Here is a 14,552-nt window from a genome sequence, read left to right as displayed (position 1 = left end):
AGGAGGAGGAATCGGGAATGCGCGTGTTGCATACGGCTGATTGGCATCTCGGGCGGACGCTGGAAGGCCGAAGCCGGCTCGCCGAGCAGGAGGATTTTCTCGATCAGCTGGCCGGCATCGTCCGCGAAGAGGGCATCGACCTCGTGCTGATCGCGGGGGACGTCTACGATTCGGTGAATCCGCCCGCGGCGGCCGAAAGCCTATACTACGACGCGCTGGCTCGGCTGTCCGATAACGGCAGGCGCGCGGTCGCCGTCATCGCGGGCAACCACGACCATCCGGACCGGGTCGCGGCCGCGACGCCGCTGGCCGCCCGCCACGGAGTGTCGATGATCGGCATGCCGCAGGATGTACCGATTTCCGTGACGGTCCCGAGAACGGGCGAGACGGCGGTCATTGCCGCGCTGCCTTATCCGTCGGAGGCGCGGTTGAACGAGCTGCTTCATGCGACCCTGGACGAGGAAGGGCTCCGGTCCGCCTATTCCGACCGGGTCGGCCGGCTCATGCGCGCCATGTCCGAATCTTACCGGCCGGACACGGTGAATTTGGCGATGAGCCATTTGTACCTGCTGGGCGGAAACGAATCCGAATCGGAGCGCCCGATTCAGGTCGGAGGCGCTTATACCGTGCATCCGTCCGCGCTGAGGGTCGGCCAGCAATATACGGCGCTCGGGCATTTGCACCGCCCGCAGCGGGTGGACGGGGACGAGACGGTGCGCTACAGCGGGTCGCCGCTCGCGTACAGCTTCTCCGAGGCCGGCCAGGCGAAGTCGGTCGTCGTGTTCGAAGCCGCGCCGGGGGCGGTCGTGCAGCCGAAGGAGCTGTTCTTGAGCTGCGGGCGTCCCCTGGTCCAGTGGAAATGCGGGGGCGGGCTCGCCGAGGTGCATCGCTGGCTGGACGAGGGGCGGGACGCGAACGCTTGGATCGAGCTGGAATTGTCGCTCACCGAGGCGCTCACCATGGAGCAGATCGCGGCGCTCCGCGCTTCCCGGGAGGGACTGGTGCAAATTCGGCCGATCTATTCAGGCAGGACCGGCGAGTCGGACAGCCGGGAAGACCGCGCGCGGGGATCGGTGCCGCCGGACGAGCTGTTCCGCCGGTTTTACCGCCGGCAGAACAACGGAGCCGAAGCGGACGACGCCCTCGTGCGGCTGTTCCTGGAGCTGCTCGGGGAAGAGGCGGAAGCCGATACCGCAGGCGAAGCCGGGTACGGGAAGGAGGCGTCCGGGACATGAAGCCGATCCGGCTCGACATCGCGGGTCTTCAGAGCTACCGGGAAACGCAAACGGTCGATTTCGAACGGCTGTGCCAGGGCGGCGTGTTCGGCATCTTCGGACCGACCGGCAGCGGCAAGTCGTCCATTCTCGACGCGATGACGCTGGCTCTCTACGGGAAGGTGGAAAGGGCGTTCAAAGGAACGCAGGGGATCATGAACGGCGCGGAAAACAAGCTGTCGGTGTCTTTCGCGTTCGAGCTGTCGGGCGCGGGGGAAACGGAGCGGTACCGCGTCGAGCGGCAGTACAAGCGGGCGGGAGACACGGCCGTTCACGGTGCCATCTGCCGCCTCGTGCAGGTGTTGCCGGAAGGGGACAGGGTCCTCGCCGACAAGCAGAATGAGGTCGATGACGCCGTCGAACGGCTGATCGGCTTGTCGATGCCCGACTTCACGCGCGCCGTCGTGCTCCCCCAGGGCAAGTTCGCCGAATTCCTGACGCTCGCCGGCAAGGACCGTCGGTCGATGCTGCAGCGGCTGTTCCGCCTGGAACGGTACGGGGATGCGCTCGCCGCACGGCTGAGCCAGCGGGCGGACCGGACGAAGCTGTCGCTGAAGGAAACGGAAGCGGAGCAGCAAGGGTTGGGCGACGCTTCGCCGGAGACGCTGCAGGCGGCAGCCGCCCGGCTCGCGGAGGCGCGGGAAGCCGCGGCAACGTTCCGGCAGCGCTTGGCGGAAGCGGAGGAGAGGCACGCCGAGTTGGTCCGAAGAAGGGAACGGGACGCCGAGCTCAAGCGGATCGAAGACCAGCTGGCGCGTTTGGCCGAACGGTCGGAAGAGATGGCCGGGAAGGAGAGGCGTTTGGAGCGCCTCTCCAAAGCGGCGGAGCTCGCGCCCGCGATGCGCGACGCGGACGAAGCGGAAGCGGAAGCGAGGCTCGCCCGCGCCGCGAAGGACGCAGCGATTGCGGCATTGGCGGTCCAAGCCGCCGCGGCCGAACAAGCAGCCCGGGATTGGGCGCTCGCCCGGGAGGAAGCCGGACGGAGGGAGCCGGAGCTGCTCGTCCGGCTGGAACGGCTGGAGCAAGCGATGCAGACGGAACGGGAACGTGACGAATGGGCCCGTCAGCGTGCCGCGCTGGCGGAAGAGCTGGCCGGCTTGGAAGCGCAGGCCGCCCGGCTCGCTTCCGCCTTGGCCGAGCAGGAGGACATCCTGACGCGCGGCAAGGCGAAGCAAGCCGCGTTGAAAGAGCAGCTCGCGGCTCTTCTGCCCATTGCGGAACGCCACGGCCGGCTGCAGACGGCGCTCTCCCGCAGGGAGCAGTGGGCCGCATTGCGGGTTCAAGGCGAGGAGGCGGAGCAAGAGCGGCGGGTTGCCGCCGAACGCGCGGCCGCAGCGGAAGTCCGCAAAGCGAATGCGGAGGCGGCGGTGGCGGAGGCCTCCTCGGAAGGGCGGATGCTGCAAGCCTGGTGGTCCGGCGTGCTTACGGAGCTTCGGCGGTTTCGGAGCGATGCGGCGCGAAGCGCAGAGGAAGCCGCCGCTGTCGCGGAAGGGTTGAAGCTTCGCGAACGGGAAACCGAAAGGCGGCGTCTGGCGCACCTGCTCGCGGAGCAGCTGGCGGACGGGGAGCCTTGTCCCGTTTGCGGTTCCGCCTCCCATCCGCATCCGGCGAATACCCGGGAAGAATCCGGGGATTCGGCATCCTTCGCGGACGAATCGGCGGCGATCGCCGTTGCGGTCCAGCGTGTGGGGCAACTCGAGCAGGAAGCCCGAAGCGGGTCCGAACGCGCCGAATGGTACCGGAACCGGCTGGCTGAATGGCTGAGCCGCTCCAGCTTGGAGAGTGCCGAAGCGAACGGGCCCGCCCGGGCGGAAGCGGCGCCGGCGGCGACGGACGCGGAGCCGAGCCCGCCCGCGACGGATCCGGAAGCTTGGGAACGGCGCTGGGCCATCCTAGCGGAACGGCTCCGGGAGCTTTCCGCACGATGCGACAGCTGGGAAAGCCGATGGGGCGATTTCGCCCGGGAAGCGTCCCAAGCCGGGGAAGCCGCGGCTGCCGCCGCGAACCTGGCCGATCAGGCGGAAGCCCGCGGACGCAAACTCGCATCTCAGGCGGAAGAGCTGTTGGCTGCCTGGAAGCGGGAGTTCCCGGAATGGTTTCCCGAAGACGTTCACCTCGCGGCCGAGGAAGCGGCCGCCGCGGACAAGGAAGCGCGGGAGCTTCGGGAACGGCTGGACATAAGCGTCGGCTTCCTGGAGGAGCAGGAGCGGAAGCGGAGGGAGACCGAACGCGGCGGACACGAGGTGTCCTTGAAGGCGGCCGAAGCGAGGGCTCGCGCGGAGAGCGCCGCCGTCTCGCTGGCTGCGGCCGAAAGCCGATTGCGCGAGATGACCGGAGGAGAGCCGGCCTCCGTCCTTGCGGCCAATACGAAGGAGGAGCTGGAGCGCTTGCGCGCCGAGGCGGCGCGTACCCAATCCAGTGCCGAACAGACCGACCGGGAGCGTCAGGAGGCGCAGCGGCGGCTGGACGCCGCAGCCGAGAGGGACAAAGCGGCCGAGTCGGCCAGAGAGCGTGCGGCCCGGCGGCTGGCCGAAGGGCTGAAGGCTTCGGTTCTGGCCGGGGAGGAGGAGCTCCGCAGCTTGCTGCCGGAGCTGCATTCGGCGGTTCCGCTTGCGGAAGAAGTGAAATCTTACCGCGAGTCCTGCGCGCAGCTGACCGCACAAAGCAAGCTGCTGAGGGAACGGATGGCAGGCGAGCCGGTATCGGAGGACGAATGGGAGCAAAGCGCCCATTTGACGGAGTCCTTGCGCCGGGAAACGGAAGAAGCGCTGGCGTTATGCGCCAAGGCCGAGAGGGACGCGGACGATCTGGCTTCCCGGCGGGAGAGGTGGGAGGCGCTCGAGAGCCGGCGCGTTTCCCTGGCGGAGGAAGCGTCCCGGATCGCGCAGCTGCAGTCGGTGTTTCGAGGCAACGCGTTTGTCGAGTACATCGCGGAGGAACAATTGGAACAAGTGAGCATCGCCGCGTCAGAGCGGCTGGGTTATCTTACAAGAAGGCGGTACGCGCTGGAGGTCGACGCGGGGGGAGGTTTCGTCATCCGCGACGACGCGAACGGCGGTCTCCGCCGGCCCGTCTCGACGTTGTCGGGAGGCGAGACGTTTCTCACTTCGCTCGCGCTGGCGCTGGCGTTGTCCGCGCAAATCCAGCTGAGAGGGAAGTATCCGCTGCAGTTTTTCTTTCTGGACGAAGGGTTCGGCACCCTGGATCCGGAATTGCTGGACACGGTCGTCACGTCCTTGGAGAAATTGCAGCACAGCGCCCTGGCGGTGGGCGTCATCAGCCACGTGCCGGAGCTTCAGGCGCGGCTGCCGCGCAGGTTGCACGTCATTCCGGCGGAACCGGGCGGACGGGGCAGCAGAATCACTTTCGATACGATGTGACGATGGTTACCGGGAGGTTAGAAATTGGAAGGCAAACGGACTTATACGGTGCCGGTCTTGCTGTTGATCCTCACAGTCATGGCGATTCTGCTCGTTTTCGTCGCTTCCAAGCTGCTGCTTGCCCAGCAGAAGGAGTCGAAGGAGACGGGAGAGCGGCTGGCGCAACAATATAATTATACGTTAATATTCGCGGATCGCCTTCGCGAGGGTGCGGACAGGCTCCTGCGGGACGAATCCGCGGCGAACCGGATCGCCGCCAAGAAGCTTCTCGGAGAGGCGGCGATGGCGGGGGATGTATCGCTCGGGCTGCTGGCGGAAGCTTCGAGCCGGGCGAGCGGCAAGCCGCTCAAAGAGGCGCTCAAACCCCTGTCCGAAGCGATGGGGAAAATCATGGGCGAACAAAGCGGCAGCCTATACGGCGTTGCCGAACATGAAGGGCCGCTGACCGCGGCCGAGAAGGACTTGCTCGCCGCCGTCCGCGACGGGGCGGCGGCGATGAAGGATAAGCTGTCCGTCTTCCGCCCTCCGACCGGCGATGCGGGTTACCGCAGCATGGCCGCCGGGGCGGGCTGGGTCGACCCCGCGGCCGATGCCGGCCGTACGTTGATCGACACCGCGTTCAAGTTGAAATAGCAAGTACGCAAAACGAATACCGGATGAGCAGAGAAAGCCCATCTGCTCAACCGGTATTTGTTTCATGCAAACTTTTTCCAATGTCAGCTCGTATCTTCCGGATGGGCGCAGAGGCTTGCCAATTGCACGGCCCCTGTGTCACTAACGCATTAGGAGCGGCGGCGCCTCATCCGCCTGCGAAAGGAATCAACTTCCATGAATTTTCAACAATTTGTTGCCATCATTCCGATTGTGGAGCGAATCGATTCCAGTCACGATTCTCAAACCGTTGAACTTGCCGAAGATCTCCACGCGCTCATCGTTGTCCGCCACGGACATCTTAGCGTTTCGGCCCGAAACCGCGAACCAGTCGTCTGTTCTCAAGGGTATGCCTGCCACCCGCTGTACGGACCGTTCTCCATTCAAGTTCCGAAAACGAAGGATGCCGAATACGTGGTGATTGCCTACCGCACTTATCCGGAGAACAGCCCTTGGACGCTGCACGGTCCTCTCAGCATGTTAAGCGAGACCAAAATTCGTTACATGCTGGACGAGCTGCTCCGTACGATCGGTCAAATCCGCGCGGATTCGGCGGAGGAGGAAGCAGTCCGCCAATCCAGGATGCGCATGATGCTGGAGAGAATCTTGTTTATTTTTTTGAATGAATCGCGCCTGAAGGAAGCGGGGAGAACTTCGGCCGCCGCGATCGAGGAGACTCTTTCCTATATCAACGAGCACTACATGCTGAAACTTACCCTTCCCATGCTTGCGGAGCGGGCGGGGATGAGCGAAGGCCATTACACCGTTCTTTTCAAAAGACACACCGGAACGACCTTGATGCATTATTTGCGCCGCATTCGGATCGAAAAAGCGAAGATGATGTTTCGGGACACCCGCTTATCCGCCAAAGAGATCGCGCATAAAGTCGGATTCGGCGATTATTTCCACTTCAGCCGAGTATTCAAGAAAGAGGCGGGATATTCTCCTACCGAATTTCTGAAGTATCTGTCCAAAATCTAAAAATAAGACATGTTGGATCTTAAGATTGGATATGGCTTTGAATGAGAAAGGCCGATAAAATGCAAATGAGAATAATAATCATTTGCATGGAGGAACGAAAAATGCATCTTGGCTTGAAGTACACGCTCGGCATAATCTTAATAAGCGTATTGGCCGTAGGCCTTGCTGCTTGCGGGCAGTCCCCAAAAAATCCGTCCGAAGGAACCGCCTCGCCGCAACAAGCCGGCCAGGAAGTCGCGGCTCCGAATGAAAGTAAAATTACCGTCCAAGACGCGCTCGGAACCGTAGAGCTGGCGAAGGCGCCCGAACGGATCATCGCGATGGAATTCGGCTTTGTCGACGCGCTCGCGACGCTTGGCGTTCAGCCGGTCGGAGTCGCCGACGATGACGATCCGGGCTTGTTCATGGATGCCGTAAGAAGCCAATTGAAGGATTACAAATCCGTCGGCTCCCGTTACGAACCGAACATCGAATTGATCAGTTCGCTGCAGCCGGACCTGATTATCGTGGATCTCAACAAGCACAAGGAAGCGATGGAACAGTTGAAAGGAATCGCTCCTCTCCTTGTTCTGGATGACTACCAGGCCGATTACGATCAGATGCTGAAAAATTACATGGTTATCGCGCAAGCGGTCGGTAAAGAAGACGAAGGCAAGAAACGCCTGGAGGAGCACCAAGCCAAAATCGAAGAGGCGAAGAAGAAAATCAGGCATGCCGATTTGAGCGTTCTGCCAGCAGTCGTCAATCAGAAAGGCTTCTTCGCCCATTCCGATCACGCCTATACCGGTTCCTTCCTGACGATGCTCGGCTTCAGCGATCCGGTGAAAAACGAAGCGTCCTATCCTCAGCTGACGCTGGAACAGCTCGCCGAAGCGAACCCGCAAGCCATGTTCTTGATGCCGATCGTCGAAGAGAACATCGTGACGCAATGGGAAAGCAATCCGCTGTGGAAGAAAATCGACGCCGTCGCAAGCGGCAAGGTGTTTACGGTCGAAAGACGCGACTGGTCGCTCGCCAGAGGATTGATCGGTTCCGAGAAAATGGCCGAGGACATCGTGAAGTACTTGGGAGAGTAACAACATGTCGAACAAGAACCAGAAGGAAAAGCAGAGCCGTTCCGGGTTGCTGCTCTTCCTTTTTTCTGCGATTACCGCGCTGCTCGCCGCAGGCCTGGTCTTCAGCTTAAAGTGGGGACAGGCTCCGGTATCCTGGCGCACCTTGTACGAAGCCGTCACCTATCAGGGGCACGACAAAGCTCATTTATATATTCAGACGCTTCGGCTGCCGCGAGCCCTGACGGCCTGCATGGTCGGCATTCAGCTGGCGTTGGCCGGGCTTCTCACGCAACTTGCGACGAGAAACCCGCTCGCTTCCCCGCATATTTTCGGAATTAACGCCGGGGCCGCGCTTGCGGTCGTATTCGGAATCGTTACGTTCGCGAACATATCGGTCTTGGGTTCCATTCTATTCGCCTTCTTCGGGGCGGCAGGAGGAGCCTTGCTCGTATGGGGGTTAGCCGGCACCGGGCAGAACAGCTTCCGGCGAATGGCTTTAGCGGGGATCACGATTCATTTCTTGCTGTCCGCCTTGACGGAGGGGCTGGTTCTTTTGAATCAGGAATCCACGGACAGCATGATCTTTTGGCTCGTCGGCTCTCTCAGTCAGGCGTCGTGGCTGGACGTCCGCATGCTTATCCCCTTCTTGGCGGGCGGGTTGCTGCTCTTCGGCTTTATGCTGCCTTCCTTCCGCTTGCTGCAGTTCGAGGACGATGTCGCTGCCGGTTTAGGCGGACGGGTGGCGGTCATTCGCGGGACAAGCGTGCTCCTCGTCATTGTTTTGGCCGGTTCGGCCGTCGCCTTATGCGGACCGATCGGCTTTATCTGCCTTATCGTTCCGCACATCGCCCGCGCGTTGGTCGGAAGCGATCTTGCCGCACTCGCTCCGCTGACGGGACTCCTCGGAGGCGCGTTGCTCGTCTTTGCTGACTTTGCGAGCCGATTCATCGCCTTTCCCTATGAGTCCCCCGTAGGGATCGTGACATCCGCCATCGGCGCTCCGTTTTTCCTGTATCTGGCCCGGCTCAAAGGCGGTGCCGCAAGTTGAGAAAAGGAATTCCGCTTGCCGCCGCCTTCATTGCGATGTTGATTCTCGCTGCCGTCTCCGTCCGCGTGGGAGCCGTTCCGATTGCTTTCAAGGACATATTGGCCACCTTGCAGCACGAACCGAACAAGTCATCCTTTATCGTGTACTCGGTACGTATGCCCCGGGCAGCGGTCGGCATTCTGGCGGGGTTCGGGTTAGCCGTGTCCGGCGTCATTCTGCAAAGCTTACTGCGGAATCCGCTGGCTAGTCCCGACGTCATCGGCATCACGAAAGGGGCAGGATTTATGGCGGCGGCCGTCCTGTTCCTGTTTCCGAGATCGCCCAGCTATGCGCTTCCCCTCGCCGCATTCGCCGGAGCATTCGCGGCTTTCGGACTTTTGCTCGCGTTAAGCCGACGACTGCAGCTGACACCCGCTTCACTCGCATTGGTCGGCGTTGCCATCGGGGCTGTATTCCAGGCGGGCACCCAATTCCTGATCGTGAGACATCCAAGCGATATCAATCTGGCGCTGCTGTGGCTGACGGGCAGCCTTTGGAGCCGGAATTGGGACGACGTCTTCGCCCTTTTGCCTTGGATCGCCGCGCTTGTTCCCGCCGCTTGGGTAAGCTTCGCGAAGTTGAACGTTCTCCAGCTCGGGGATGAAATAAGCGCCTCACTCGGGCTAAATGTCGTGCGGGAGCGCTTCTGGCTGCTGTTGCTCGCGGTAGCTCTGGCCGGCATTTCCGTATCGGCGGTCGGAGCCGTCGGGTTCGTCGGCCTTATCGCCCCGCACATCGCCCGAAGCATTGTAGGCTCCAGGCAGCAATGGTTAATTCCGCTCGCCGCGTTCATCGGTGCCGATCTTATGCTTTTGGGGGACTGTATCGGACGAATCCTGATCGTCCCCAGGGAGGTAACCGTCGGAATCATGACTGCCGTTATCGGCGCTCCTTATTTCATCTATTTGTTGCGCCGAGAGAGAGTTCGGGGCGGAGGGTAACGGATAACAAAAGAACCTCCGTCTAAACCGCGGCTTCGCGGAAACGGAGGTTTTTTTCGCGCACGATTACCTGAGGACGACCGGCAGTTCCTTGAGCAACAGCTGCGCCGCGGCGCGGGCGCTGCTGAAGGCGCGTTCCGCCAGTTCGCCCTTGCCTTCGCAGCCGTCGCCGCAGAAGTAGAAGGGCACGCTTTCGATCCGGCTGGGCAACAGCCGGTTTCCGGAGACGTTCTTGACGCTCTGGACCATCGCTTTTTTGCTCATCCGCTTCACCGCGACCGCGTCCCGCCAGCCGGGATAGTGGCGGTCGAACAGCGCCTCCATTTGGGCTTGCCGTTCGTCGAGGTAGGCTTTGCGGTCGGTTTCCGCGCCGAACGTTTCGTCGGACAGGTAAGCAACGCCTTGGAGCAGCTGCCCGCCTTCCGGCACGAGCGTGTGGTCGGTGGCGGAGACGTCGGTGATGAACATTTTGTTGTTCATGTCGCTAATATAGGAGAACGGACGGTTCACGACGCGGCTGAGGCCGACGTCATAGACGAGCGCTTCCGTCGCCGTGTTCGTTGCGTAAGGCTCCATGAACGGCTCCCAGGGCGTGCCTTTGAGCAGCTTGACGACCTGCTGGACGGGCATGGCGAACACGACCTTGTCGAACGCGAGCTCGCGGTTTTTGGTCGTGATCCGGTATTTGCCGTTCTCGTACCGGATGGAGTCCGCGCCTTCCTGCAGGGCCAGCTCCCAGCGGGAGGAGGATTCGATCTTCTCCTTCAACTGGCCGGTAATAACCGCCCAACTGCCGAGAATGTAGCTGACCGGCTTCTGCGAGAGAAAGAGATTGTGGTAATAGTCGGCAATGACGTCCCCAGGCACCCTTCTGGCGTCTTCCGGGGAGATGAAGAAGTTCGAGCAGACGAGATGCTCCCACAGCTCCTTCAAATCTTCGCCTTCGCTGGATTCCGCCAAATAATCGCCGAGCGTCGGATATTTGCGGAGCTGGTGGATGTTCGCGATCATGGCCGCGATTTCCGCGGCGAAACGCACTTTCTGCCCGGTCGAGATGACATCCGTCTTCACCAGGTTGATGAAGTCGAGCGGCGCCGGCGTAAGCTGCGTTCCTTTCTCGTACATCACCTTGCGCTTGTCGACCTGGCGGCTCGAGAAGGCAAGCTCCAGTTCCTTCTCCAGCTTGCCGATCGTATGGCGGTCGATGCCGTAAATCGCGTGCGCCCCGTAGTTCAGCGTAAATCCGGCTTTCTCGTAAGTAAACGCCCGTCCGCCCCATTGCGGGCTTCTCTCGAACAATACGCCCCGGACGTCCGGGGAACGGCTTAAATACGCCGCGGCCGTCAAGCCGGCCAACCCTCCGCCGATCACGGCGATCTCCATTTTCGGTTCCTCCTTTAGCACGCCGGCGGCAGAAGCGGGCGTCTCCCGTCCGCCCTCCGCAAGTCCGCGCCACGCCCACATCAAGTTGCTCCGCAGCGACTGCTCCAGATCGGAGCTGCCGCCCGTGGCCCAAGTCCATAGCGTTCCGGTGTAAAGATCGTATAAATAGCTTGCTTTGCGACGGTCCGACAGCCAATCCGACAAACAGCCGATCAGCCGCTCCGCCAATTCTCCTTGCGCTTTGGCCAGATGCGGCTCTATTTTGCTTAGAGCATATAGGCTGCGGACGAGAAGCGGAACTTCCCGCACGGCGTACGCCAATTCCAGCAGCAGGCTGTTCACGCGGCCTTCCGGCGAAGCGCCTTCCGGATAATGGCGGGCAGAACGTTCAAGGACGATCTCGCATTGCCTGCGGGGAAGCTCGCAGAGCAGCTCTTCCTTGCTCCGGAAGTAATGGTAGAACGTCCCTTTGGACGTGCCGGTCGCCTCGATGATGTCGTCCACGGATACATGGTCGTAACCCCGCTCGGCAAACAGCTTCAGCGCCGTTTCCGCCACCATCGCTTTCTTCCGGTGGGTCGACGCCCGCAATCCCGGCACCTTCAAAGCCGATCAACCTCCTCCCGATACTATTATACGACGCGGAAGATGGGAAAACCAGAGAAGAATAGACCGACAGTCTAATTTGGATTCGCGGCGTCATGAAGGCGTTTCGGGAGCTGTCGGTCCGGCGGCGGGGCGGCGATTGTGCCTTTCCCGCAGAACCTGTCCGAAAGAATATGAACATGAACGATCGGCATGGCCTCATGGTACAATAAGTATCCGTGCACGAGCGCAGGGGATAGGAGCATTCGGGCAAAAACGATTCGAAGTCGGTTGGCGTCGTCTTCTTCGTGCCCGCTTCATCTGGCTGGCTCTCGACCGTGACGCTAGCGCTAAACCGATGTGCCGTAAGGAGGAGAACCGACGTTGCCGTTATTTGACCGCATACTTGAACATTACTTCGGCGGCGAGCCTGCGGTAATCGAAGCCGGACAGTCCGGGTGGAACAATACGACCCGGTTCGTCACGGCAAGCGGAACCAGATGGGTTCTGCGGATTTACGAAACCCACCGGGACGCCTCCAAAATCCTTTTCGAGCACGAAGCGCTCCTCGCCTTATCGGAACAAGGGCTCCCGTTTCACGTTCCGATTCCGAAGCGGACCTTGCACGGAAACACCATCGTTCGGCTGGAGGACGGAACGGATCGGTTGGCATGCCTGTTCTCCTATTCGGAAGGCCGCAGGCCGGACGAATCGGATTTGTCGATCGCTTACCAAATAGGAGAAGCGTCCGCCAGGCTGCTCGGCGCTCTTCAAAACATAAGCTTGACCAGCAAACCCGCTTATCGTCCCTATTACGAAATCGAATCCGCTTACCCGTTGTGTCCGCCCGATCAAGTGACGGCGTTTTGCGCGCGTCCTCCGGAGCCGTTTCGTTCGGAAAGCCAAGCTCTTGGGGTAATCGGATCCGCCATGAGGACCGTCACGGAGAGCCTTCATGCATTCCGACTCTTGCCGCACCAACTGATCCATGGGGATATCAATCATTCCAATCTGCTGGTGGATACCGGAAAAGGCGAGCGGATCGCGGCGATACTGGATTTCGAGTTCTGCACCCGCGATTTGCGCGCCATGGAGCCCGCCGTCATTTTGTCCGGTTTCGTAAAGGGCGGCGATTCGCTGGGTGCCGCGGAACGGTTTCTTCAGGGCTTTGGCTCGGTGCAAAGGATGACTCGCCCGGAAGCTGCGGCAATACCGGTCCTGATCCGGCTGCGCAAGCTCGATGTGTTCATCCATTTCCTGAGCCGATACCGCGACGGCGTCGATGGCGCGGACGTGCTTAAGGAACAGATCGATTCCGTATCGCAAGGGCTTCGAGTCATGGAGTCTTTCTCCGATCGATTGACCGAAGCTTGCGTCCGCTTTTTAACATAGGCGTTCGAGATAGAGGTGAGAAACAAGATGGCTTCAACCGTTCATTCCTTTCTTCCCTATTGGAATCTGCCGCCCGACTGCGGTCTCCGCCGGTTAGACATTGGATTCATGAACGAGACGTATGCCGTTACGACCCCTCATTCCGAATTCATTCTCAGGATTTACGAAAGCGAAGGAAGCAATATTCCAAAAATGAGAAGGGAAAACGATCTCGTAAAGCGACTGTCCGACAACCATCCGCCGTTCGAGCTTCCGGTCTTCCTGCCGGGTCCGAACGGAGAATCGATCATGACGGATCCCGCTTCCGGCCGATGCGCCGTTCTCATGAGAAAGATTCCGGGCGTCAATCCGGATTTCAGAAATCCGCAAGGACAGCGGGCTTCCGGTCTCGCGCTGGCCGAACTTCAACTTCTGCTCGCCAGCGCATTCCCGAGACTGCCGGAGCAGAGAAATCCTTCTTACACGGAATGGAATGGCTTTCACCCTCTCATTACGGAAGCGGCGGATTTGCCCAATCGGCTTCCGATTCGGCCGGAACGAAGAGATCGGCTGATCCGTTTGGCGGATCGGCTGTCGGCCGAGATATCGGAAATTCATTTCCGACTTCCCCGGCAAGTGATCCACGGGGACTATACGAACGGCAACAGGCTGATCGAACGGGACAAGGTCCGCGGGATTATAGATTTTGAATTCCATTGCGTTGATGCGCGCGCTCTCGATCCGGCAGTGGCTCTCGGAGGAGGGCCGACGGCGTTCTGGGAGGAGGATGGGGAAGGCTGGCCGGCAGCCGAAGCCTTCATGCGGGGTTACTTGGAGCGCATCTTGCTGACGGACGACGAACTTCGCCATTTTCCCTATTTGATTCGTCTTCGAAGATGGGTGATGTTCCTATACTTCGGCGGCAGGTATTTGCAGGGCCTGGATTCGGAAGGCTGGATGAGGGGAATCGTCGATTGGTGCCTTCAGGCGGAGGACTGGCTGAATGACCATGAACGGGTGCTCGTGCGTCGCCTTACGGAATGGAAAAAGAGCATCGGACAAGCTGCGACACGTACTCGAAACGATCTTAATCGGTCCGATGCCGGACAGTGACGCCGATTGGACGGCTCCCCCGAAATTGCAGTATGATGGATATAATTTCATTGTTGGTCTACAAAAATGGATCCGAAAAGGGGACAGTGGCGATGGACTGCATTTTCTGCAAAATCGCGGAAGGGACGATCCCGTCCCGCAAGGTTTACGAAGACGACCATGTGCTGGCCTTCCATGACATCCAGCCGCAGGCGCCCGTTCACCTGCTGGTCATTCCCAGGAAGCACGTCGCGTCGCTGGACGATGCTGCGCCGGAGGATGCGGAGCTGTTGGGACGGGCCATGCTGGCGGCCAAACAGGTCGCGCGGGAGGCCGGGCTCGGCGAGAACGGGTACCGCGTCGTCACCAATATCGGGCCGCATGCGGGACAAGTCGTCTTCCATCTTCATCTGCACGTCTTGGGCGGGGAAAAATTGGCGGGCCTGAATCCGAAAAATACATAGGATTCGAAAGCCGCCTCAAGTTGACACCCCCTTTCCCCATCACCTATAATGAAGTTTGATTACCGTGTGTTGTGGTCTGTTGCGGAGGGAGGGAAAACAGGTGTCCGAAACGAAAGTTCGCAAAAATGAATCCATCGACGCTGCACTCCGCCGCTTTAAGCGTTCCATCGCGAAAGACGGCGTTCTCGCTGAAGTGAAGAAGCGCAAACACTACGAGAAACCGAGCGTCAAGCGCAAGAAGAAATCCGAAGCCGCGCGCAAACGGAAGTTCTAGGAGGAAATCGCGTC

Annotated in this window: 12 protein-coding genes; 11 read left to right on the top strand and 1 reads right to left on the bottom strand. The window is 60.6% G+C overall.

Features of this window, described 5'->3' with window-relative positions; all coding sequences use genetic code 11:
- Positions 1–17 precede the first annotated feature (17 nt).
- From GE107_RS02370 to GE107_RS02340, 7 genes are all read left to right on the top strand, one after another.
- A complete protein-coding gene (locus GE107_RS02370) occupies positions 18–1,235 on the top strand; it encodes an exonuclease SbcCD subunit D (protein ID WP_219637853.1) in 1,218 nt (405 codons plus the stop codon).
- Positions 1,232–4,654 (top strand): AAA family ATPase, encoded by a 3,423-nt coding sequence (locus tag GE107_RS02365; RefSeq protein ID WP_219637852.1) that lies wholly within the window; start codon positions 1,232–1,234, stop codon positions 4,652–4,654. The genes GE107_RS02370 and GE107_RS02365 overlap by 4 nt, the downstream gene beginning before the upstream one ends.
- Positions 4,655–4,678: 24 nt before the next feature.
- Positions 4,679–5,287, top strand: coding sequence for a hypothetical protein (locus GE107_RS02360; RefSeq protein WP_219637851.1), 609 nt, complete (start codon positions 4,679–4,681; stop codon positions 5,285–5,287).
- 195 nt (positions 5,288–5,482) lie between these two features.
- Entirely contained in the window at positions 5,483–6,286 is an 804-nt protein-coding gene (locus GE107_RS02355) for an AraC family transcriptional regulator (protein ID WP_219637850.1), read from the top strand.
- A 101-nt stretch (positions 6,287–6,387) separates the two neighbouring features.
- Positions 6,388–7,362 carry an ABC transporter substrate-binding protein gene (locus tag GE107_RS02350; RefSeq protein WP_219637849.1) on the top strand — a complete coding sequence of 325 codons (975 nt, stop codon included), beginning with the start codon at positions 6,388–6,390 and terminating at the stop codon, positions 7,360–7,362.
- A 4-nt stretch (positions 7,363–7,366) separates the two neighbouring features.
- Positions 7,367–8,389, top strand: coding sequence for a FecCD family ABC transporter permease (locus GE107_RS02345; protein WP_219637848.1), 1,023 nt, complete (start codon positions 7,367–7,369; stop codon positions 8,387–8,389).
- Positions 8,386–9,369, top strand: a complete 984-nt coding sequence (locus GE107_RS02340; protein WP_219637847.1) for a FecCD family ABC transporter permease — start codon at positions 8,386–8,388, stop codon at positions 9,367–9,369. Before GE107_RS02345 ends, GE107_RS02340 begins: the two co-directional genes overlap by 4 nt.
- 66 nt (positions 9,370–9,435) lie before the next feature.
- On the opposite strand, the gene GE107_RS02335 is transcribed toward GE107_RS02340, so the two are convergent.
- Positions 9,436–11,352, bottom strand: coding sequence for an FAD-dependent oxidoreductase (locus tag GE107_RS02335; RefSeq protein WP_370636225.1), 1,917 nt, complete (start codon positions 11,350–11,352; stop codon positions 9,436–9,438).
- Between the two features lie 369 nt (positions 11,353–11,721).
- Here GE107_RS02335 and GE107_RS02330 point away from each other — a divergent pair, with 369 nt between their 5' ends.
- The 4 genes from GE107_RS02330 to rpsU all read left to right on the top strand — a co-directional run bounded on the left by GE107_RS02330 (position 11,722) and on the right by rpsU (position 14,538).
- Positions 11,722–12,729, top strand: a complete 1,008-nt coding sequence (locus tag GE107_RS02330; RefSeq protein WP_219637846.1) for a phosphotransferase — start codon at positions 11,722–11,724, stop codon at positions 12,727–12,729.
- Between the two features lie 27 nt (positions 12,730–12,756).
- Positions 12,757–13,821 (top strand): phosphotransferase enzyme family protein, encoded by a 1,065-nt coding sequence (locus GE107_RS02325; RefSeq protein ID WP_219637845.1) that lies wholly within the window; start codon positions 12,757–12,759, stop codon positions 13,819–13,821.
- A gap of 92 nt (positions 13,822–13,913) precedes the next feature.
- Entirely contained in the window at positions 13,914–14,264 is a 351-nt protein-coding gene (locus GE107_RS02320; RefSeq protein ID WP_219637844.1) for a histidine triad nucleotide-binding protein, read from the top strand.
- A 100-nt stretch (positions 14,265–14,364) separates the two neighbouring features.
- Positions 14,365–14,538 (top strand): 30S ribosomal protein S21, encoded by a 174-nt coding sequence (gene rpsU, locus GE107_RS02315; protein WP_036712328.1) that lies wholly within the window; start codon positions 14,365–14,367, stop codon positions 14,536–14,538.
- The last annotated feature ends 14 nt before the right edge of the window (positions 14,539–14,552 follow it).

It is taken from the genome of Cohnella sp. CFH 77786 (assembly GCF_019400745.1).
Taxonomy (GTDB): Bacteria; Bacillota; Bacilli; order Paenibacillales; family Paenibacillaceae; genus Cohnella.
This window is presented reverse-complemented; position numbering and strand designations above follow the sequence as displayed.